The following is a 23,304-nucleotide window of genomic DNA, read 5'->3' on the forward strand; positions in this document are numbered from 1 at the left end:
CGTTAATGCTTTTGCTTGTCCAATTCTCCTATAAATGGAATTTGGTCCTGAAAATGCAGCCTCACAATTAATTGCAGATAGTTTTCCACTTGAAAAAACTTAGCGGCATTTTTACCCCCTACAGCGCCTGAAAATTTTGGAAAGAATGATTGTTGCAGATTATTATAAGATTTTTCATTTGCAAATATTCGGTTCATCAGGGCTGCAGAATGCTCATCAGTTAATTTGTCATAATTTTTTAAATAATCCTCAATAATCGCCACACGTTGGTTACTTAAACTAACCCGTTCTGCCTCATATTGATCATATATAGGCCAGAACGCTTTACTTTGTGCATCGCTTAAAGTCAGACTGCTTTTTACTAGATCTGCCTTGTTTTTTGAATACACACTTTGAATAACTGCGAGGTCGTAACTTTTACCCTGAGCAAAGGCACTAAGGCTGAATGCCGCTAAAATGGTTGCTAAAATGATTCGTTTCATGATGATGGTTTTTTTTTAATTTTTACATTCTAAAAAACAGTGTTAATACCTGCAAAGTAAGTTGATACTATACATAAAAGCCTTTAAAAGGCCTCCTTACATTGTTGCAACTCAAAAGATGCAACATGTTTATACAACGATACAGGGAATATTTACTGTTTGGCTTTAATTTGGGAGTGGGTAATTGAAACGGAAAATCAGAATAATCAATATCTGCCCCATGGCATACAACGGATTGTCACTTTAAGCCGAGATGTTGTATTTGATCTGGTAATTAGGGTAATATTCCGCACGAATGAAATAATCAGGGCAGCAACCGCAAACTCTGAAATAGGATTGACCTCTTAAAAAAAATCGCGTTACGGTAATAATACCAACAATCATTATTACACATTATCACTGTAACGCGTGATCCTTTATAACATGATTAATGCCTTTGTTTATCTAATTCTCCGATAAATGGAATTTCATCCTGGACATGCAGCCGTACAATCAGTGTCAGATAGTTTTCTAATTGGTAAAATTTAGCTGCATTTTTACCACCTACAGCAGCTGCAAATTGAGGGAAGTATGATTGTTGCAGATTAGTGAAAGCTTTATCGTTTGCAAATACACGGGTCATCAGGGCGGTTGATGACTGGCCGTTCAATTTGTCATACCCTTTTAGATAATCGTTGATAATGGCTACGCGCTGATTGCTTAAGCTAACACGCTTTGCCTCGTATTGGTCATATAAAGGCCAGAATGCCTTGCCTTGCGCATCACTTAAATTTAGTTTGCTTTTTATAATATCCGCCTTGTCTTTCGAATAAACACTTTGAATAATAGCCAGGTCATCACTTTTAATCTGAGCAAAAGCGCCAACGGTAAATGCCATTAAAATGGCTGAAAAAATGATACGTTTCATAATGATGAATTTTTAATGCTGAATATGATTTGTTAATACCATACAAAGTAAATCCATATCATGTGCAGAAGCCTACAGATAAGCTACTTACATTGTTGCACCTCAAAAGATGCAACGTGTTTGATCAAATTAATTTAACTATGTGTTTAATTTGAACTCAGTTTATTAGTACCTCCTGGTTTCACATCCATTACACAACGGAAACCAATATGATTTGATGCCGATCTGTACTCTCCTTTACCACGGGTGCCTACCATATAGCGTGTACAATATTGTTCGGTACATAAAAATGACCCTCCGCGCTGTACTTTCTTTTTCGTATCAGGTTCATCCTTATCATAAGGACCCGGAGGTCCTGCAGGGTTGACGGTTAATTTATTATTTGAAACAGTTTCATAATAATCAGAGCGGAACCAATCATTGCACCATTGCCAAACATTGCCGGCCATGTCATATAAACCATACCCATTCGCAGGAAATTGCTTTACCTGAGCAACACCGGAATAGCCATCTTTCCCGGCATCCTTATCAGGAAATGATCCTTCAAATATATTGGCCATCCATTTGCCCTTTGGCTTCAGCTCATTGCCCCAGGCATATAGTTTACCTGATTGTCCTCCCCTGGCAGCGAACTCCCATTCAGCTTCGGTTGGTAAACGTTTGCCTGCCCATTTTGCATAAGCGGCGGCATCTTCCCAGCAAACCTGTAAAACAGGATAATTGTCTTTACCAATTATATTACTTTGAACGCCCTCCGGGTGTCTCCAATCGGCGCCCTTTACATATGCCCACCACCTGTAAAAATCATTCAACGGAACTTTTTCTTTTGGTGCTGTAAACACCAATGAACCGGCCACTAAATTTTCCTCAGGTGCAGTTGGAAATTCCTCTTTTGTCGGCTTTTGTTCAGCAACAGTTACATAGCCGGTTGCTTTAACAAATGCTGCAAATTGTTTATTGGTAACTACCGTGGCGTCCATGTAGAAAGGATTTACTTTCACCCTATGAACCGGCCTTGCATCAGCCATTTCCTCATGACCTCCGCCTTCCATTCCAACCGGATTTACACCACCCATGCTAAACTCCCCACCCGGTATGTATTTCATTCCGGTTGGAATACTTACTTTCTTAGCTGTCGCATTTGCGATGGTCTCCATAAAATCTCCACCCCCTCCGTTCATATACAAAGCACTGTCTGAACGTTTGAGCCCTGTCGGATGACAAAAAGCGGCACCGCTTTTGGGGTACAAGCCCGCATCGACCAGCGATGCCTTTATCACTTTGACTTGCTGCGGCTGACTGGCGACCGTTTTATTTTTATGTTCCTTGCATGATAGAAAGGCAAGCAGAGCTATCGCTATAATAAGTGCCGGTTTATTTTTCATAGCTAAACTGATCATAACACCTGTTTAAGTTACACAATAATTTTTTTATACTAACTATCCTAATAGTTATTTTATATAAATACAAAGCCCAGGGTCGGATGAAATGAAATTCCTTCCAGTCTATTTTTGTGATGATATTTTTGAGTTCGGCCCAACTCATATGCTTTTCCTAAACAAACTAACTATACCAGTAAATAGCTGGCCCAGTAACACCAGTACAACCGCCACCGCCAATGGATAAAAGTACAGCAGCACTATTGGCATGTAGGTTTCTTCATCATACACAACCGGGTGTAGTTTATCCAGCGTATTATAAACCTGTTTTAGTTGCCCCTGGTTCATCGCATTGAAGTATCGCCCATCAGCTGTTGAGGCTATTTCCTTTAGCGTTTTCTCATCCAGATCATAACCTCCGCTATTACTGGCCTGCCCAATACCTATGGTGTAAATCTTTATCGAATCTCTTTTAGCAGCCTGTGCCGCATCAAGCGGAGGTATACCTTGCCCACTATCGATGCCATCTGTCAACAATAGCATTACTTTTTGCTTAATGGTATCCTGTTTAAATATTTTGGTACTGTAAGCTATGGCGTTTCCTATGCCGGTCATTTGTCCGGCCATACCCACTTCGGTTTGATCCATCAGCCAGTTGACGGTTTCCAAATCAGTTGTAAAAGGCGATTGCAGATAGGCATTACTGCCAAACATTACCAGGCCAACCTGGTCGCTTTTGCGGTCTTTTACAAAATCTTTCATGTTGGATTTTATGGCGTCCCACCGGCTCAATCTTTTGCCGCCAACATTCCAACCAGTTGTTGCCATGCTGAATGAGATATCCGTCACGATCAAAAAGCTCCTTACCGTTTTAGTTTTTTTAGCCGGCTTGCCCACATAACGTGGAGAGGATGCTGTTGCGAGTAAACAAAACCAGCACAGTATCAAAATCAGCCACGAAAAGGCGTTTTTACGACTTATCCACGCTCGTCTTCCTAAGTGTTGATTAGAAACTGATGCCGCCCTTTGCAAAAATGGGGTAACTATGCCGCCCCTTCTTTTACGCAAAACCGGCAATATGGCATATATTATAAAAGGCAATACAGCCAATAGAAAGACCCACTTATGTGCTATTTCAAATTTCATGGATATATGTTTTTTGTGCTTTTTTATCCATCGACGGGATTTTTCCGCAAAATCTGTTGCCTCATTTACTACTTCAGCAGGATATGCTGTTTCCTTATGCTTGTTGAAACTGAACATAATATATTTTCCGGTAGATCAATATTGAATAATAGCCTGAATCGCATCAAGCTACTGCCACCGCTTTTAATAATTCATCGATTGCTGCATTGGCATTTACATCTTCTGTGTTGGCATCATAGCTTAATATCAGCCTGTGTCGTAACACATCATTTACTATAAAGCGAATGTCATCGGGTGTTACATAATCGCGTCCATCCAACCAGGCTACAGCGCGTGAGCATTTATCTATGTTAATAGTACCACGCGGGTTAGCGCCATAGGATATTTGGTTTCTTTTGAGCCACGGCACTCCCTGCAGTGGCTAATACGAGTATAAGACTTAAAATTGCCCGACGTTCAATTTGTTTTTTTTTAAAGGCTGACATAGTTTTCCGTTTAAGTAAATGATAGTTTCCCTGGTATGCATTTTTGCAGCGATCAACGAATACGCTACACAAAGTAAGGGATGAAAGGATGGAAAATCGTAAAGGAGAGGTTGTATCCTGTTGCACTTTTAAATATGAAACATTGTTTGATCTAAACAGGTTACAGTATGCTTTTAGAAAAAAAATTAATTTTGCAGAAAAAGAAACCTCAGCAGGATATTAACTTTTGGGAAATTTTATCCAAAATAAAGGGCCCAGATATGGAACTGAGCCTTTTCCTAAGGGAATACCGGCATTATAAAAAATGCCAGTTTGCATAACAAAAAGTTAATATACTTAAAGTAGCCGGATACCGTTACATTAATTACAAATAAGGGTTAGATTTGGTTAAGCAAATTCTGTTTCCTCTTTATTGCCAGTATAAGGATAAATTGTTTTACTACATTTGCTGCATTTGGAAACACCGTTATTAAGGTCTTCCCAGTAATGATCACATTTGGGTTTATGATTTATTAAGGCAGTAGTTACAGCTATTACTAATACCACAAATACTATCAATAAAATTATTATTAAAATCATATTCTTAGATATTAAAAGTCAGTAAAAAATCATTAATTAATAGTATAAATTTACTGAAATAAACTTTTTACTATACAAATTGTTTTAAAACCGCTTAATTTTTATCAGATTTTATTTTTTTACATCAAAAAAATAGGAAACCATCACGATTTTCTTCTTATTTTGAATAATATTGAGTATTTGGTAAAAAAATTGAACCTAAAAACAGCATAGAATGTTAAATAATAAACATTTTATTGTTAAAAAGATGATTTCTAATTGAATTTTCGAAAAAACTTCCTGAAAATTTAAATTTCAAGAGCACTTAACGCTTTTACAGCGAAAATAAATCAGGCAGAAATATAGCCCTCATTTCCTGCCCCCATCCTAATAATCTAATCCAATTTTATTTGGTTGCCCCGTTGCGCAGTCTTTGAATTTCTTGCACTTGATCATTCTCTATACGCGCCAATATTAGGTATTGGCCATATTCCAAATCTACCGCCCAAATGGATCGCGACTCTTGCTCTATATGTATTACTGTAGTTATTTTACAATCCTTATATTTTTTATAAATCATATTACTCAGATCATTGGGCAAACTACTTGCGTTACCATATTTAATGTGGTAAACGAGGTATCCATTCTTATTATACAGTGCTGCATTTTTTTGGTCCTGTGTCATAAATTTAACCATGTAGTTTTTATTTGCATTATACCATGTGGTATTCACATCATTTTTAAACTTAGCATCAAACGCTTCGGTGACCTTTGGACTAATAGCAGATTTGCTGCTTATAACAAGGGTGGGCATAGTATCAGTTTTCATTGTCTGACCGAATAAATTATTGGCACTCCATGTGATCAAAAGTACCGCTGCAATTCGAAAAATAATTTGTGCTCTCATGTCTTTTAATTTTTAATAGTGAAATGAATCAAAGTATCACTAACCTGATAAATTATTGTAACTATAACAAAATAAGCGAATTATCAATCAAACAATGAAATATCTTACTGACTTTAGGGTTGCATTTTTTAAAGTGATACATGATTTATGATTGAAAATCTGCCAGCGTGTGATTTAAGTATGAAACTTTAGAAGATGAATACTTTTATATTTGTTCAGTTGACTAGCTCATTAATCGAACAATTATTCAAATGCCTACCTTTTACCATACATTTCTTCATTCGCTCTTTGTTGGGGTCATTGCCCTGTTCCCAGTAGTAAATCCCATCGGATCAGCATTTATTATTAGTCCTTATTTTACTGATCTTAGTAAAAGCGAGAAAAAAAAGGCTGTGGGCAAAATAGCTTTCTATGCCTTCTGTATCTGTACTGTTTCTTTGTTTGCCGGCCATTGGATACTTGAATTATTTGGAATTTCTATCCCTATTATTCAATTGGCTGGAGGTATTATGATCTGCAAAATAGGATGGGAATTTCTCACATCTGATAAAAAAGACGAAAGTAACACAAGTGATAAAGGAGAAGCGGCCAAACACTCGGGATACGAGAATATAGAAAATAAACTATTTTACCCAATCACTTTCCCAATTACCACCGGAGCTGGAACTATCTCTGTATTGTTTACGCTCAGTGCAGACAGTGCGATGTCCGGTATAAAAGACTACTACATCAATACAGGAGCTATCCTGCTATCCATTGTATTTATGTGCATGCTTATCTACATATTCTATCTCAACACAAAAACCATGATACATTATCTGGGTGCAAACGGAGAAGTGATATTTAACCGGATCATAGCATTCCTTATATTTTGTGTGGGCCTGCAAATTGCAGTAACAGGAATAAAAGGTCTTATAAAATGATTCTCTCTAATTAGCGCCTGGCAATAACAAGGGTGCTGTTGAAAATTTTGCAGATACGGTAGAGTTTATTGGCGATCAATATGATGAGAAAATCCGCAGGTATCCACCAGCGATGAGAAAAAATAATCGTATGAGACTGGTGTTCACGTTCATGCGCATGAACGCTCATGAACGCTTACAAATCATTTGCAAATCAGCATTTTATACTTTAAGGAGTACTGACAAATTACTGTCACCAAACCAATCAATCAGTTTCTAACAATTTTTTGAATTGCCGAAAAGTAGCACCAAATATCTTAAAGACCACCGGCCAATTGATTAAGTGCCTTCATCCCCGGCATAAAAAAATAGGCGCCCCCTTTTGTGGTGACAAATTCGGGCAGGTCATGAATTCTTGTCCTGACCGGGCAGGCCGGTATGCTAAAAACGTTCCCGTCATTTCGTTGCCCTATCAAGGGATCCGTCTCATTATTTAATGCACTAAAGGACGGGTTGTTAGACCAGCTTTGTTGCATAAATTCAAATTGCCTTTCAATATTACTGTTCAGGCAAATAAAGTGCAAGCCACGCTCTTTGCCGTCATCTACGAATACGTTTGCAGACCTGTCGCCATAAGAGCGGCCCCTCCGGATGATCCGGTGTCGTTTTACTGTACGCAGGGAAACCTCCGGGTCATCAAATAAAGAATCCCGTGGATTGGTACGGCGGATATGGGCGCCTATGGGGCAGCCAAGGCCTGTATCATCTTCCTTCGCGAAAGAAAAATTATTATTCTGGTTTACTCCTGGTGGTATCTCCGGATCTGTGTGAGGATGGGTAGTAACCGGTGCTCCGCTCTTCCAGCGCCCTACTATTTTTGCGCCCAGTTTATCCTGTTCCGGGGGCACACTATTGCCTGATGCATCACGTGTCACTTGGTCTATGTATTGCCAAAACTGATGCACATGCTGCTCCAATTGCCTAAATACCAGGTAGGTGCCGTTCATTCCGAAAGCAGGCAGGTTCAGTCCTACCGGAAGTGGGTCCGGCTTTAACATTTCGTTTTCGTGGCCCAGTATAAATTCACCTGCTTTAATAACCGTTGCATGTCCCGTTCTGCTTAGCTGTTTTGCTTCTCTGCCGGTTCCTTCGATAATAGGTTGCCCAATGCCATCTAAAAAGCCAAAATGTTCCTTCGAATCCGGCTGACGACCAGCACCCAGCACCTTGATCAGCGTAACACCTCCGCTATCTTTGATCTCTGTTTGTCGTAATGTCACTTGTTTACCGAGTTCTTCTTCGCCATTGGCAAACAGCAGTAGCAGGATATCAACAGGATTTTGTGCATTCCCCCACGACCAGTTATCGGGCGCGCTGTTACCTGAATCTCCCAGTAATTGCTGCCGCACCGCAGTGCTCATGCCTTCCTGGAAAGGGGCCGAAAAGGTTTGCAGATCATTTGCTGTGATCCCCAATTTTTTAAAGGCCGGAGCAGTAAAGGCGATATTAAGAGAAAAATCGCTTTTACGGTCTTTGCCTGTCGTGATCAGGCCGGAGATCTGAGTTAACCACTTCCGGCATGATGGCGCATCAGTGATCGTTAACAGCAGGTAATTAGCGCAAGGCATATTGCTGGCATAAGAGGTCAGTAAAAATCCCTGGATGTCTGAAAAATCTAACGTTGCCATATTTAGAAGTGTTTAAGCCATGTTTTGGTGTCTGTTTCGGAAAGGTCTGTCCACATATCTTCCCTGATAGCGCTGTCCTTATCAATATTTTGAACGGTGAGGTCTGGGTAGGCACTATACCACACAAGGGATGGTATCTGCATGTTCCTGGCAAAAGCTTTAAAGCGTAGTTCGTCACGGGCTCCGTCAAGTATAAGGAAACGGGTTTCAGGAAATCCTACAGCGTTGGTCCAAACCCCTGTCAGTCCGGGACTGGCCTTATCAATAAAATCATCCAAATAGCTGGACCAGCTCCCGTCAAAATTGCTTAGGAAAAGTAATTGTTTATTGTTGATGATAGACCAGTGCGCAAAGTGTATGCTCGGGATGCCACTCAGTTTTCCTTTATTTGCAATTCTTGCTACTGTGTTCACTGCAAATAGCACAAACTTCAGTGTATAAAGACGGAACTTACCGGGTTTGATATCGGTGATACTAGCCAGGTGGTTTTGTGCAATTTGGTTCTCAGTGGTCATTAACGCATCGACATGAGAAAGTGACGCAGGGTCCTTCTTAGGCTGGTCCGTTTTTTCTTTATGACGTAATATCAGGATCAAAGCGATTGTAACCGGGAAAAGCCCAACAGCAAGCACAACCAACACCAGCCCCAATATGATTAGCCGAACCCATGGTATTACCCTTTCGGATAACGTTTGATGGGGAGGAAGTTCAGCGGACAAATCGGACGCAATATCGCTTTTTGCGAATGCCTGTATATTTTTCCGAAGCTGAGTTTCGGAAAGATTTGCCGGTTTTGATAGGTTGAAAAGCTGGTCCAGGTAGTCTTGTAATTTTTTTCGTAGCTCCCGGTTATTGGCAACATCCTTTGCTGCACGACCGACATTCCCGATATGATATGCGTTTGGTGGGATGACGTGTGAGGTCAGAAATGATTTTAATTCCGCAGCCTGGTAACCAATACAGCATTGATATAGCTGGTCAACGCCAACTCCGGCAACACTTAGCAACTGATCAAGGTAATCCGATAGATCGCCGTCAAAATTATTTTCAAATACCAGCAGTGAGGGGGATCCTGTTTGATCAACGATCACAAAGCTGGCAAAATGCACCAAACTGATCTTTGAAAAGGGAAGGTACCGGTTATTATAAAGATCGCCCTGTATTTCGACCAGTATACCTTTTAATTGCTCAATTTTTTTCGGATCAATTTCTGTAATAATGGTCAGTACGGTCTGTTTCATATTTTTAGAAATTTGCAATTAATAAGGTAACGAACGGTAAAACCTCAGGTCGAAACTACTTTAGGTTAAGTACCTGAAAGATAAAGCCTTTATACTTTATAGACAAGCGTATTTTTACGGTACTTTTCATGTTATTTTACTGTATTTCGCAGAAAGTAAGAATAGTGGAAGATAACACGGCAATATATAGTCGATCTAGGCTTTTGTAGCAGTCCCGGCAAGGACAAAAGCAGTTCCGCTATATGCAAGCGCTAAAATTGCACTGGTAATTTCATCTGCTATATCGGCAGGAGATGAAGCCATTACCCTGGGCATATGAAGGGAAATAAACCAGAGAAAAATCATCACTCCTAATAAAGCGGCAATTAACCCGGTCCTGATCTTCAAAATAATTGCTATACCTGACCCAAGTAATGCCACACCGGCAAAATACATCCAGAACAAATGGTAAGGAATCCATGATGGAACATAACCCTGTGCTTCTTTTGCATACAGGAAGTGATCAATGCTAAAACTGATGATAGTTATCGGAAATAAAGCAGCCCCGAATGGTATTAGCTTCCCCAGGAACCTGGTAAGTGAGCCTTCATTTTTTCTCGGAAAACAGTAGGCAATAACAAATGCTCCTCCGGCTAGTGACAACTCTTTTGCAGCATTCTCCCAGTCCCCGAAATGCATATAATTTGTGCTTATTAAAAACTCATACGGGATATAGTAAAAGCAAAATGCCAATAGAAGTATAGCTCCAAACAGGAGAGAAACCTGCCTGGTCTTTTTTTCAAAAACAATGCACGTCCCTGCCAAAATAAATATAGCTCCGACAATAATGGCAAGCGTTATCAGGCCGGGTATCCATAAATTTTTTGGAAGAGGTACTATGTAAGGAAAATTGTGATAATAAATTGTTTGAATCCCTATCTCCGCAATAGCTACACCATAAAAAATACGACCTGTTTTAAATAGATTTTCCATAAAGATTAAATGGTTTGATCTGTTGGTTTTGAATGAAGATAAGTACTTCTCGTTCAAAATGATATAGACAAATATGATAAACAAATAATAGAAAAAGATAAGTCATTTATACCTAACTGAAATATTCCCAAATATTTCTGATATATCAAAGTAGTATTTCGGGGTATTTGGGGTCAGAAAAGCTTTAAGGCTTTTGACCTGATCCGGCAGCAATTTATAAGTAATTGATATTGAATTAATTAAATTACAAATTACAGACTGCGCTGTATTAAAACCGTTCGCCTCAATGTGCGGTTTTGGGCATGTGTTTGAGTAAAAGCCTATGCCGAGATGATAATTGCTAAATGCATGTTTGCAATACATTCTGTATATAAAAATGCGTTCCGTATCTCACCCCGGAACGCACCCCATAGTGTTTCAACTAAATCTCAGATCGCACGTTTATGGACCTAAGTTCTTTTTGGCATGCTGATCGGGTCATTAGTCATTGGTCATTAGTCAATAGTTGCCAGGTTAGCCGCTTTGCACAAATGACCAATGACCAATGACTAATGACCAATGCCAATCCTACTCACTCCTCAAACTCTTCACCGGGTTGGTCAACGCGCTGTTGATAGCCTGGTAGCTTATAGTTATTATGGTAATTATAATAGTCAAAGCTGCAGCTATTAAAAATGCTCCCGCTCCTATCGTGATCCGGTAATCAAACTTTTGCAGCCATCCATGTAAAAAGTAAAGAGCAATAGGCGATGCAATTAAACAGCTGATAATAACGAGCATTATAAAATCAGCCGATAGCAAAACCCAAACCTGCACCACCGATGCCCCCAATACCTTTCTGATCCCTATTTCTTTTTTCCGTTGCTCCGCTACGTACGCTGCAAGGCCAAATAAACCAAGGCACGAAATAAATATTGCCAGCCCGGCAAAGATGCTTGCCAGTGTACCTACCAATGCCTCAAGTTGATAGGTCGCGGCGAAGGCTTCATCTGCAAAACGGTAATCGAACGGGAAGGATGGGTTGTATTTGTTAAATATTGCCGATATTTTTTTTATGGCCTGCTGCCTGCCGGCATTCGGGTTAAGCCGGTACATAATGGCGCTCGTCCAGCCTGGATTGTATACATAAAGAGCAGGGCCGGCCGCGTAAAAAGGCGACCCAACGATCGCGTTTTCTACCACTCCAATGATACGCATTGGGCTTTTGCGATAATCCAATGTGATCAGTTGGTTCAACGGGTCTTTTAACCGGAATTTTTCTACGGCAGCCTCATTCAAGATAATATTTAGGGTATCGGGGCCTCCAGCGTTTGCAAAATCACGCCCGGATTTCAATTTCATCCCTATTGTTTTAAAATAGTCAGGTGAAACGGCCGTAGTAGCCATCTCCAGCGATTCGCCGATTTTTTTACCGGGAAAGTCCTTTATGGAGAACGAGGCCGGGAAATAGGTCATACTGCTTGCTGCTTTGGTAACACTTACTACCTGGTTGCTTTGAAATAGGTCGTGTTTAAGCGCATCATAATTTTTGTTAAGATCGCCGCTGCTGTTCATCATCACCAGGTTATCGGGGTTGTAGCCTTTTGGCCTGTCCTTCGCATATTTTATCTGCTGATAAATGATTAGTGTACTGATGATCAAAGCAATTGAACAGGTAAATTGCAGCACAACCAATATTTTACGGGGAAGCGTGGCCCTTTTGCCCAGTTGAATAGTGCCTTTTAAAACCTTTACAGGATTGAAAGAAGAAAGATAAAAAGCCGGTCGGCTGCCGGCCAGCAAACCTGTTATCAGCACGTAGCCCAACATGATTAACCAAAAGGTCAAATTGCTGTAAGGGATTGTGATATTGCCGTATATTATGGTATTAAAATAAGGTAATGCCAGCTGAACGATCCCTATCGACACCGCAAACGCTACAAAAGTGATCAGCAATGATTCGCCCAAAAACTGGATGATAAGATCCCGTCGCGATGAGCCGATCGATTTTCGTACGCCTACTTCGCGGGCTCGTTTTTCGGCCCGTGCGGTCGACAAATTCACAAAGTTGATACAGGCAATCACCAATACCAGTATACCTATGATGGCAAATATGCGCACATACTGGATAAAACCGTCGGTTGCCTTGCCATTTTTAAACTGCGTAACTAAGCGCCAGTTTTTTGCGGGCTGCAGGATCACCTCAATTTTAGTGGTCTCATCCTTAACATTTTTGGCAATGATATTTTTTATTTTGCTTTCAAAGGCTTCCCCATCCGCGCCCGGTTGCAGCTCCACATATTCAAGGTAGGAATAGTTTTGCCAATGGATGCGCTCCTTTTTAGTTTCCGGATAGGTCTGCTCTAAGTAACTATAGGGTAAAAGATAGCTGAACTGGAAAGTGGAATTGACCGGCAAATCTTTCATCACACCGGTTACCGTAACATTATTTTTATTATCTATCCTGATGGTTCTATTAATAGGGTCCTGGTCACCAAACAAGGCCTTCGCAACTGATTCTGTTAAAACGATGGAATTAGGGTTGCTAAAAACCGAATTAATGTTTCCTTTCAGCATTGGGTAAGGGAACATCTTTAAAAAATCAGCACCAACAGTTAAGCCGAAGGGGTCAAGTTTCTTGTCGCCGATAACAAGGCTATGCTGCCCTCCCCAGTCCGTTTCCGACGCATGTTTTACTTCGGGATAGTTTTTGCGGAACTCTTCCACCAGGGGCAGCGACGATCCACTTTGCGTTCGTATCTCACCGCTATGATAAAAGTTAAGCTTTACCTGGTATAGTTGATCATAATCAGGCAGGAAACGGTCGTACGAATACTGCTCGTATATCCAAAAGCCAATAAGCAGGGCCACAGCCATCCCGGCGGCAAGGCCGGCAATATTAAGCGCGCTGTAAACTTTGTTGTGCAGCATATTGCGCCACGCGATTTTTAAATAGTTCCTGAACATATAATTGTGGTTTAATTTCTCAGAAGACCACCTTGGAGGGGCTTCGTTATACGAAATTACCGCTGTAAATTGGGATAGAGGTTCCAAGTTATAAGATGGTCTCTCTTTTTTCAGATCGCTCTTATATTCTGCCGGGCTTTTCCCTGTCATTTGCCTGAAAGCGCGGTTAAAAGTAGTTTTGGAATTGAAGCCGGCGTCAAATGCACTGCCCAGCAGAGTTATCCGGTCATAAGCCGGGTCCTGCATTTTCCGGATCACCTCCCGGATGCGATATTCATTAATGAAATCATTGAAGTTTTTCCCGAGCGCCACATTAATGATACGGGATAATTCATTGGGATGCACATCCAGCGTTTCAGCCAGTGAGCGCAAATTGAGTTCAGCATTCTGATAAAACCGGCCCGCTTCCATGGCTTTCTGCAGCCAATTACCTTTTTTCATCAGTTCCGCCGATGGTTTTGAAACCCGGGGTGCAGGAACAGATTTTTCGTTCTGTATTGCCTCTGGCTTTGACAATACTTCCGTACCGATCCAGATAATTACCGCAGCTAAAAAGAGATATAATGGACAATAGGTATAAATGCCTAATTGATAGTGATAATAAAAATAATCCGCGACTTTAAGAGGTATCCACAATAACCAGAACAGCCCGAAACCCGCCAGCAAGCGATGCAGCCTTGCAGGCTGGTTGATCCTTTTGGTAAACCATAATAGCAGGGTAAAAGTCAGCCCGATAAAAATCATTCCAAGGAAGGCCAGGTCATACAGGTTGATATGGAATATATATGGATTCAAGTAATTTAACTACCTCAATCGCTGTTCCAAATTGCTAATATGCTGACATATAGAAAATTATGGTTGAAACACAATAGGGGTTTGTAACAAAACCGAACGTTAGGTTGTTCGGTTTTGAATGGCAAAAAAAGATTGTTGACTTTCGACCTTTTCCATGGCTAGTAAGCTATTCTGAACGAAGGCTTTTCACCGGGTTCGCCAATGCCGCTTTGATGGCCTGGAAGCTGATAGTTAACAGGGTAATGATGATAGCCGCTATTCCCGAAGCGATAAATACCCCAACGCCGATGCTGACGCGGTAGGAGTACTTTTGGAGCCAATTGTGCAGGTAATAGAACGCCACCGGCGAAGCGATGACGCAGCTGATCACCACCAGCACAATAAAATCGCGAGAGAGCAGCAGCCAAACCTGCGCTATGGATGCACCCAGCACTTTGCGGATGCCGATTTCCTTGGTGCGCTGCTCAGCAACGTAAGCGGCCAGCCCGAACAACCCGAGGCAGGATATAAATATGGCCAGCCCGGCGAACACGCCCGCCAGCTTGCCCACCAGTACCTCCAGGTTGAACTTGTGCTCGTACTCATCGTTCACAAACTTGTACTGGTAGGGGTAAGCCGGGTTATATTTGTCAAATATCTTACTGATCTTTTCGATCGCTGTATGTGTACCAGCGTTTTTCATCAGCCGATAGGTCACCACAAACCCGAAGGGATTATGCCCGAAAACAGCAGGTTCCACAGACTTATATGGCGATTCCATCAATGCATCTTTAACCACACCAACGATTCTTACGGGTTTATTGCTGCCGTTCCACGATATCAGTTGGTTAACCGGGTTCTTCAACCCGATGCGCCGTACCGTAGCTTCGTTAACGATTACATTCAGCGAATCATTTTTCCAATCGCCCGTGAAAGCGTGGCCGGCTGCCATGGTCATCCCCATGGTTTGGAAGTATTCATTCGACACCCAAATCGCACCGATGTTCACATTTTCGTCGCCTGCATTTTTGCCCGGCCATTTCTCCAGCGAAAAATGACTGTACACCTGCGTCGCCGGTGAGGTTGACGATGCAACGCTCTCCACCATTCCTGAAGACAGCAAGTCGTTTCTCAGCGCTTCGTAATGCTGGGAAAGGTCGCTGTTCATGTCTGTCATCATTAGCCTGTCGGCGCTGTAGCCCGTCGGCCGGTCCTTCACGTATTGTATTTGTTGATATACAATCACTGTGCTAATGATCAACGCGATGGAACACGTAAACTGCACCACCACCAGCACCTTCCTCGGCATGGATGCCCATCGTCCCATTTGGATGCTGCCCTTCAACACCTTAACAGGATTGAAAGATGACAGGTAAAACGCAGGCCGGCTCCCCGCTATTAAACCGGTAAACAGCACAAACACAATCATGATACCCCAAAAACCGATATTGCCATACGGAATATGAACATCGGCGCCAGTCAAAATATTGAAAGCCGGCAAGGCCAGCATAACCAACAGTAAACCCAGCAGAAACGAGATAAATGTGATCAGTATGGACTCCGTCAAAAACTGGTAAACCAAATCCATACGTGCTGACCCGATGGCCTTGCGAACTCCGACTTCCCTCGCCCGTTTCTCAGATCTTGCTGTCGAAAGGTTCATGAAATTGATACAGGCGATAGCCAGCACCAGTATACCGATGATGCTGAAAAGGCGCACATATTCCACAAAACCACCAACCGGTTTACCGTTTTTAAAATCAGTTATCAAATGCCAATCTTTTAAAGGATGCAGGATCACCTCAGTCTTTGCTACCCGCATCTCCGGGCTTCTTTTACTCACGATGTCCCTGATCTTCGGGGCAATCTGCTCGTAGGTCACCCCCGGTTCCAGTGCCACAAAGGCTGAAAATGAGTTCCAGGTCCACTTGGTGCGTCCGAGCCGAACCCAATCCTGGGTAGCTTCTGCAAAGGCAAAAGGTGTAAGATAATTAAATTGCAGTGTTGAATTTTTAGGAATGTTCTTAAGCACCCCGGTTACCTTTAGGCTCTGCGCATTATCAAACCGCACTATTCTTCCCATTGGATCGGCATCGCCAAATAATGCTTTGGCGGTCGATTCGGTTAAAACGATGGAATAGATATCCTTAAAAGCGGAATTCGCATTGCCTTTGACAAAAGGGTACTGAAACATTTTAAAGAAATCCGCACCGGCAGCACCACCGCCCAGGTATAATTTTTTATCGCCAACCAAAAGGCCGTGGTTCATTAAACCTATTGCGTCTGATTCGGCAACATACTTTATACCGGGTATCTCTTTACGCAAAACCTCGGTTAGCGGCAGTGCTATGGATGTCTGTGTATTTGTACCGTTGTGCTGGCTGGTCAGGTTCATCTCAACCTGGTACAATTGCCGGTAGCCGGGCAGGAAACGGTCATAAGAATATTGATTAACCACCCATAGACCAATCAGCAGCGCTACTGACATGCCCGCCGCAAGGCCAGCGATATTCAACGCGCTGTAAACCTTGTTGTGCAGTGTGTTGCGCCACGCCATTTTTAAATAATTTCTGAACATAAATCTTCGGTTTGATTTCTCAGTCGAAATTACCACCGTAAGCCGGGAAGCAGCTGTCAAATTATAAATTGGGAGTTCTTTTTTATATTCCGCAGGGGTTTTTCCGGTCATCTCTTTGAATGCACGGTGAAAAGTGCTTTGCGAATTGAAACCGGAATCGTAGGCTATACCCAGTAGGGTGAGCCGGTCGTAAGCCGGGTCCCGCATTTTGCGGACAATTTCACGAACCCGGAATTCATTAATAAAATCGCTAAAGTTCTTTTCCAATCCCATGTTAATGACCCGGGACAGATCATGCGGATGGATAGCCAGTTTCACCGCGAGTGTGGTCAATGTCAATTCGGCATCCTCGTAGAGGCGGTTTGCGGCCACCGCCTCCTTTAGTCTACGGCCCTTCTCCTTTGCATCCGATCTATCAGTTATTGGCATTGCCAGTTGAGCGGTGCCATCCAGTTTTAGCAACACTTCCGCTGCCATTCCGATCAGTACAAAAGCAACAGCAAAACTGAAAGTCTCATTAAACAGCGACAACACACAAAACAGGCCGAGCACCAGTAACGACCTCTCTAGCCGCCTGAACGCAAAACGCGGCCTGTCCATCAGCACCGGCCGCAAGCGGCTATAGAAATCCTGTATCAGCCGGTGCGACAGGTACAGGTAGATGATAACCGAAATGAAGATCATCCAGGCCGGCATCCAATATCCCGCGAGCAAGGGGCAAAAATGCAGCATATCTTTACGCCGGAACCGCTGTTCAGAGGATGTTAGCTGTCGTACATAAAAATACAGCAGTGGACCAAGCGCAGATAAAAGAACCGGGGAAAGGCCGCCTGTCTTCAGTACAATTACGGCTAAGGCCAGGCTTAAAAACAGGTTGGCTGTTTGCCCAACCCTTTTTGCGAATCCTAAAAGCAGCGCAAGCGTCAGCCCCGAGAACAGTGTTCCCATGGAGACCAGGTCATACAGGTTGATATGGAATGTATAGGGATTCAAGTAATTCAGATAGCCCAAACGCTGTTCCAAATTTACAATATATTGATATATAGAAAATTATATATTATTTGAAATGTGTATTTGTAACAAAACCGAACATTCAGCCGTCCGGTTTTGAATTGCACATGGTGCATTCAGTTTCTAAACCGAGATCAAAATACCGCCTGTTCAATAGTTACATCTCTTATACTAAAAGCGTCTTTTAGTCGGGTATTTACCTGTGCAAGCTCAACGCTATTATGAGTATGGGTATAAGCCAATCGCAGGCCTGTTAACGACCAGCCGTTTTTAGGATTAATAACCAGGTCGCGTTTTAAGACAGCAATTGCTTCGTCGTAATTACCGGCTTTAAGCAATACGTTTGCCAGGAACTGCCGTGCAGGGATCGGCCAGTCGCGGGGTTCATTATAAATCAGGTGATCTTCAGCTTTAACTGCCTGCTGTAAAAAATCGATCGCTGCCATATTGTTTTTCTGGCCTTCGGCAATAACGCCCTTTAATATCAGTTGCGCCACCGTAGCCGGTTCAACCGCCGGACTAAAGATCATTTGATCTTTCAAAGAGTTATCAGGTAATAGTTTATTAAGCATTCCCAGCTCTTTTTCCGCAGATGAAAAATCACCTTTCCGGCTATAGGCAACACCCCTGGCAAAGTGCGAAATAAGCGAGGCAAAGATCATGGTATCGGCAACCTGGGTTTTAATGATCTCATCCCATTTCCCAAAACGAAGGTTGGTAATGGTGGGTTCCATGTAGACATACTGTACATAGTTACCCATAGCCCCTTTCAATGAGTAGTAAAAAGGTGGTATAGATGCCTGCAGGTCCCTCGAAGCATCCTTCGCTATTTGATAATTGCCGGCCATTTGCGCACAATTGATCTTCATATGCACGTTATGCGCCTCATACAAGGGATAATCATTCTCAACGGGTGCATACACTTTGAGATAATACTTGTAGCCTTTTACCGCTTCATCATTATTAGTGATCCCTTTCTTATAGTCGCCTGTTCGAATATAAATATGCGAAGGCATATGGGTTAGGTGCGATACCTGCGGCATCAGCGTATCCAGCAAGTTGGCGCTTTTTAAAGCCAGCTCAGGTGTTGCAGAGCCTTCCATGGTGTGGATATAGTAATGATTAGCGCCGGGGTGGTTCGGCGAAAGCTTCAGCGCCTGCTCAAAAATGAAGCGAATCTGCAGCGTCCAGGCTTTAGGCGTAAAATCATGTTCGTACAGATCCCATGGGTGAAGCAAAAGCAAAGCATCCCCATAAAGCGTCACAGCCTCGGCATTGGTTTTATGCTTTTCATAAACCAGCTTCATAGCATCCGTATAATTCGCTTTCAGCTTGTTTACATCTATGGTTGTGTCCGCACTGTAACGCTGGCGTATGGCATTGATCAAGTCCTTTTCCAGCCCGGTACATTCAACCGAAAGCTGCTGACCTTTAACAGCAGCCTCGTAGGCTCCTGAAGGCGCACGATAGCCATTAGGGTAATTGATATTGGGTCCTAATGCCAATGCCTTGCCATACCATGCCATTGCGCAATCGGGGCCAAGGCGCGTGGCTTTGGTAAACGATGCTACCGCCTCAATATCATGAAAGGCATAATACATGTTAATGCCCTGGTTAAAATAAAACTGAACGCTGTCGGATGCATGGGATATCTTCCATTTATAGTTGCCCCAGCCTTTCAGCGCCGGAATGTCTATAGCCGTATCCGCTGCGTTATATAACGGCACACAAATAGCTGTGGGTCGCGGAAATGTCTTGAAATACGTACGCGGTACGGATACGTCTGTTTTCTTTGTCCGAAAATAAAATGATTGCGTTGCAATAAAACCAATGGCCGTAAGCAGGCTTATTGCGATGGAATACCTGGTTTTCATATAGTTTGGCGATTTGTATTACAACCTATAGATCAGAAAGTTACAGAATTTAATTCGAAAACAAAATAGCCGGGTAGCGAAAAAAACAATTATTTTTTGAAGTGTTCTTACTTTTTTCATGCAGGCCAAACCCGTGCGCAAATCCGGATATCGTATCCAAACTTTAATAATTGAAGATTTGTAATCCCCTAAGTAGTGATAAAACAAAAAAAAGCCTTCAGTTTTTCACTAAAGGCTTTCTCTTTCAAACGTAGCCCGGGCAAGACTAAAGTCGAACTGCTTGAAGGAAAATATACGTCTTTATCTGCAATCATTTAATGGTTCGTGCCCATTTAAGGGACATTTGATTAATTAATGCTCTTCTCTGAGGCTGGGCTGAAAGCAGCGACTCTCTAATTAACAGAAAGAGCTCAGTGTATATAATATCCTAATTGTCCGTATTTTACAACCTTAAATTATTTCATTGTTACGTATTTGTAACACATTTTGATCTTGCATCGCAACGTTTCGCTTTCAATCAAATTTAATAAACAATCCAAAAACCAGCAAATATCACCATGTAATTCTGCGTAACAATACTTCATACTTTGTTAACATTAATAAAATTTACCATTAGTGAACATTACTTATTTTTGTTGAACACTTGTTCAATCAAAAAACTTCCCGAAAGTTAAATGGCAAAACGCATTACTGAGAAAAATTTAATCCGGGTATCACAATTATTCGATTGAAGAAATTACTAACTAACATTTATATACCCATCTGATAGATATGAAAGTTCCACAATCCCTTTTGATAAAAAGTTTATGCTTGCCCTTTTTACTTTTGGCTAGTCAATACCTGCAAGCTCAGGCACCTGAAACACCTGAGCGAAGAAAGGACGTTAAAGCTCCTGCGGACACCTCATGGAACCAACTTTCTGCAGGTGATAAAATGTTTGTTAACAGCCAGATATTCAATCCTGCTGGTCTAAGCCTGGACTTAGCCAAAGGAACCCGAATATTGAATCTGGAATTGGTTCACCAAAATAAATTGCTCGTTTCAAAAAGCAATATAGGTCTGGCTGTTATTAACGCGAACAACTTTAAGGTAGTTAATCAGTTTGCGTATGAAAAAGGCGAATCGGGTTCGATGTACGGCCTGGCTGTTAGTAATGATGACTCTACCGTTTACTTCACCGGCGCACAAAGAAATTTATACATAGGAAACATTAGTAAATCCGGCGGATTTAAACTGACAAAAGAAATTGATTTATCGGTTAACAAGAAAACAACAACACCTTTAGGAATAGGGTTGGTTGATGATCACATTGCTTATGTGGCACTTGCTATTCCAAACCAGGTTGCAGTTGTGGCTATTGATAAGGGCAAAGTGCTGAGCAAAATACCAGTTGGCGTTTGCCCTTATGCTATCGTTATCAGCAACGACAAAAGATATGCGTTTGTTAGCAATTTTGGCGGCCCCAACCCTAAAAGGGAAGACAGAACTGAAGAATCTGCCGGAACAAAAGTTGCCGTTGATGACCGTTCCATCGCGTTGCGCGGTTCTGTTATGGTAATTGATATTCAATCAAGAAAAGTAATTCATGAGATCAAAACCCGCATTTACCCTGAATCAATGGTTTTGTCCTCCGATGGCAACTTACTTTATGTAAGCGATGATAGCGGTGACGGTATAAGCGTGATAGATGTAAAAAAAATTAAAGTTGTACAAACGATCAATACCAAACCTGATCCGTCGCTTCCGTATGGAAGCCTTACAACAGGGTTAGCATTTAGCCCCAACGGGAAAGTATTATATGCAGCCAATGCAGGTAATAATTCAATCGCCCTCATTGACCCTCAGCAGCCGCAAAAAGGTCCGTATGGATTTATTGCAGGTGGCGGATTTCCGGGTGCAGTATGCGTTACAGCGCATGACCTGTTTATAGGTAATGTGACCCCGTTGAAGCAGGGTTCCTTACAAAAGGTTGTACTGCCCGGCAATAAAACTCAATTGGACAACTACACTGCAAAAGCAGAGAAAGGATTTCATTTTATCGAAATGCTAAGAGCGCAGGCAGAAGCGAATTTAAACGCCAGGCCAAAACCGGTTCCGGTAAACGTAGGCGAGCCTTCTGCAATCAAACATGTTGTCTATATCATCAGGGAAAACAAAAAATTTGACCAGGAATTAGGCGATTTTGGAAAAGGGAACTGCGACTCTGCGCTGGTTGAATATGACAAACAGGTAACTCCAAATGCGCATAGCCTTGCCGATCAATTTGTTCTGTTAGATAATTATTATTGCAACGGCGTTAACTCAAGTGACGGTCATCAATGGGCAACCCAGGGCATTACTTCGCCCTACCACGAAAAAGATTTTTCAGGCGGACGATGCGCATATGACTTCGGCACAGATCCTTTATGCTATGCTGGTTGTGGTTTTATCTGGAATCACCTGTTGCGTAAAGGTATATCTTTCAGAAATTTCGGGGAGTTTGATTTAGCGGATGTGACAAAAGGTAAAACCTGGACAGACTTATACAATGGATGGAAAGATCAAAGCGATTCCACCTGGTACAAGTGCGGATACCAGGCGAAAAGTCTGGAAAAATATAGCGATTTGCGTTTCCCCGGTTGGAATTTGACCATCCCGGACCAAATAAGGGCTGATGTATTTGTTAAAGCGCTAAAGGAGTATGAAGCAAAAGACAGCTTTCCAGACTTTACCATTATTTATCTGCCGAACGACCACACCAGCGGGTATGACGAAAATCTGCCTGCTCCACGCGCTTATGTGGCCGATAATGACCAGGCAACAGGCAGGGTCATCGAAGCGCTTTCAAAAAGCCCTTTTTGGAAAGACATGGCCATATTTGTGAATGAAGATGACCCGCAAAGCGGAACAGACCATGTAGATGGCCACAGGTCGGTTTGTTTTGTGGCAGGCCCTTATGTAAAGCGTCATACCATCATCAGCAAATTTTATAACCAGTCATCCGTGCTGCATACGATCTGCCAGATTTTTGGCGTGCAGCCCATGAATCAATTAGTGGCAATGGCGCCTTTAATGACAGAATGTTTTAAAGAAAATCCTGATTATACTAGTTATACCTCTTTAACGCCGGCTATTGCGATAAACGAGATGAACCCCCCAAAGAAAAAAATGACCAGTAAAACTACTTCAAGGTTAGCGCCATTAACAGCGAAAATGAATTTTTCCAAACCCGATCTCAATGATAAAGATGCGTTGTTATTTAGTGAATATCTGTGGTCAACGGTTCACGGTGACCAGCCATTTCCGAAAGCGTACTTTGGGGCACATGGAAAAGGTTTAAAAGCGCTCGGCCTGAAAACAGACCCTCAGTTCAAGGATGACGACGATTGAGAACAGTTTGAATTGATTTTCTCAATACTTCGATAAAATAAACTGGCAATGGTATAGTGTATCTATAAAACTTTCAATCTTTTGA

At 42.1% G+C, this 23,304-nt stretch carries 14 protein-coding genes; 2 read left to right on the plus strand and 12 right to left on the minus strand.

Annotation, left to right across the window (positions count from 1 at the left end):
* Nucleotides 1-2: 2 nt before the first annotated feature.
* From ACPPVU_RS22260 to ACPPVU_RS22285, 6 genes are all read right to left on the minus strand, one after another.
* Nucleotides 3-482, minus strand: a complete 480-nt coding sequence (locus tag ACPPVU_RS22260; RefSeq protein WP_426668936.1) for a hypothetical protein — start codon at nucleotides 480-482, stop codon at nucleotides 3-5.
* Nucleotides 483-909: 427 nt separating this feature from the next.
* Nucleotides 910-1,389 (minus strand): hypothetical protein, encoded by a 480-nt coding sequence (locus tag ACPPVU_RS22265; protein ID WP_426668937.1) that lies wholly within the window; start codon nucleotides 1,387-1,389, stop codon nucleotides 910-912.
* A 146-nt stretch (nucleotides 1,390-1,535) separates the two neighbouring features.
* Nucleotides 1,536-2,789, minus strand: a complete 1,254-nt coding sequence (locus ACPPVU_RS22270; protein ID WP_426668938.1) for a formylglycine-generating enzyme family protein — start codon at nucleotides 2,787-2,789, stop codon at nucleotides 1,536-1,538.
* Between the two features lie 141 nt (nucleotides 2,790-2,930).
* On the minus strand, nucleotides 2,931-4,031 hold the full coding sequence (locus ACPPVU_RS22275; protein ID WP_426668939.1) for a VWA domain-containing protein: 1,101 nt from the start codon (nucleotides 4,029-4,031) through the stop codon (nucleotides 2,931-2,933).
* Nucleotides 4,032-4,077: 46 nt separating this feature from the next.
* Complete coding sequence (locus ACPPVU_RS22280) at nucleotides 4,078-4,323, minus strand: AAA family ATPase (RefSeq protein WP_426668940.1); 246 nt, start codon at nucleotides 4,321-4,323, stop codon at nucleotides 4,078-4,080.
* 1,040 nt (nucleotides 4,324-5,363) lie between these two features.
* A complete protein-coding gene (locus ACPPVU_RS22285; protein ID WP_426668941.1) occupies nucleotides 5,364-5,864 on the minus strand; it encodes a hypothetical protein in 501 nt (166 codons plus the stop codon).
* A gap of 251 nt (nucleotides 5,865-6,115) precedes the next feature.
* On the opposite strand from ACPPVU_RS22285, the gene ACPPVU_RS22290 reads away from it, so the two are divergent.
* Entirely contained in the window at nucleotides 6,116-6,787 is a 672-nt protein-coding gene (locus ACPPVU_RS22290; protein WP_426668942.1) for a MarC family protein, read from the plus strand.
* Between the two features lie 296 nt (nucleotides 6,788-7,083).
* Here ACPPVU_RS22290 and ACPPVU_RS22295 read toward each other — a convergent pair whose 3' ends face one another.
* The 6 genes from ACPPVU_RS22295 to ACPPVU_RS22320 form a co-directional block, all read right to left on the minus strand.
* Nucleotides 7,084-8,454 (minus strand): Dyp-type peroxidase, encoded by a 1,371-nt coding sequence (locus tag ACPPVU_RS22295; protein ID WP_426668943.1) that lies wholly within the window; start codon nucleotides 8,452-8,454, stop codon nucleotides 7,084-7,086.
* A gap of 2 nt (nucleotides 8,455-8,456) precedes the next feature.
* A complete protein-coding gene (locus ACPPVU_RS22300; RefSeq protein WP_426668944.1) occupies nucleotides 8,457-9,695 on the minus strand; it encodes a hypothetical protein in 1,239 nt (412 codons plus the stop codon).
* Between the two features lie 195 nt (nucleotides 9,696-9,890).
* Entirely contained in the window at nucleotides 9,891-10,667 is a 777-nt protein-coding gene (locus tag ACPPVU_RS22305) for a hypothetical protein (RefSeq protein ID WP_426668945.1), read from the minus strand.
* 567 nt (nucleotides 10,668-11,234) lie between these two features.
* On the minus strand, nucleotides 11,235-14,408 hold the full coding sequence (locus ACPPVU_RS22310) for an ABC transporter permease (protein ID WP_426668946.1): 3,174 nt from the start codon (nucleotides 14,406-14,408) through the stop codon (nucleotides 11,235-11,237).
* Between the two features lie 166 nt (nucleotides 14,409-14,574).
* Nucleotides 14,575-17,988: an ABC transporter permease gene (locus tag ACPPVU_RS22315; protein WP_426668947.1), complete on the minus strand. Its 3,414-nt coding sequence runs from the start codon at nucleotides 17,986-17,988 to the stop codon at nucleotides 14,575-14,577.
* Nucleotides 17,989-18,110: 122 nt separating this feature from the next.
* Nucleotides 18,111-19,850, minus strand: coding sequence for a hypothetical protein (locus ACPPVU_RS22320; protein ID WP_426668948.1), 1,740 nt, complete (start codon nucleotides 19,848-19,850; stop codon nucleotides 18,111-18,113).
* 810 nt (nucleotides 19,851-20,660) lie between these two features.
* On the opposite strand from ACPPVU_RS22320, the gene ACPPVU_RS22325 reads away from it, so the two are divergent.
* On the plus strand, nucleotides 20,661-23,219 hold the full coding sequence (locus ACPPVU_RS22325) for a bifunctional YncE family protein/alkaline phosphatase family protein (protein ID WP_426668949.1): 2,559 nt from the start codon (nucleotides 20,661-20,663) through the stop codon (nucleotides 23,217-23,219).
* Nucleotides 23,220-23,304: the final 85 nt, after the last annotated feature.

It is taken from the genome of Mucilaginibacter sp. McL0603 (assembly GCF_049992945.1).
GTDB lineage: Bacteria > Bacteroidota > Bacteroidia > Sphingobacteriales > Sphingobacteriaceae > Mucilaginibacter.

Coding starts and splice junctions, on each gene's coding strand:
- ACPPVU_RS22260 (WP_426668936.1), bottom strand. CDS start 482: ATGAAACGAATCATTTTAGCAACCATTTTAGCGGCATTCAGCCTTAGT.
- ACPPVU_RS22265 (WP_426668937.1), bottom strand. CDS start 1,389: ATGAAACGTATCATTTTTTCAGCCATTTTAATGGCATTTACCGTTGGC.
- ACPPVU_RS22270 (WP_426668938.1), bottom strand. CDS start 2,789: ATGATCAGTTTAGCTATGAAAAATAAACCGGCACTTATTATAGCGATA.
- ACPPVU_RS22275 (WP_426668939.1), bottom strand. CDS start 4,031: ATGTTCAGTTTCAACAAGCATAAGGAAACAGCATATCCTGCTGAAGTA.
- ACPPVU_RS22285 (WP_426668941.1), bottom strand. CDS start 5,864: ATGAGAGCACAAATTATTTTTCGAATTGCAGCGGTACTTTTGATCACA.
- ACPPVU_RS22290 (WP_426668942.1), top strand. CDS start 6,116: ATGCCTACCTTTTACCATACATTTCTTCATTCGCTCTTTGTTGGGGTC.
- ACPPVU_RS22295 (WP_426668943.1), bottom strand. CDS start 8,454: ATGGCAACGTTAGATTTTTCAGACATCCAGGGATTTTTACTGACCTCT.
- ACPPVU_RS22300 (WP_426668944.1), bottom strand. CDS start 9,695: ATGAAACAGACCGTACTGACCATTATTACAGAAATTGATCCGAAAAAA.
- ACPPVU_RS22305 (WP_426668945.1), bottom strand. CDS start 10,667: ATGGAAAATCTATTTAAAACAGGTCGTATTTTTTATGGTGTAGCTATT.
- ACPPVU_RS22320 (WP_426668948.1), bottom strand. CDS start 19,850: ATGAAAACCAGGTATTCCATCGCAATAAGCCTGCTTACGGCCATTGGT.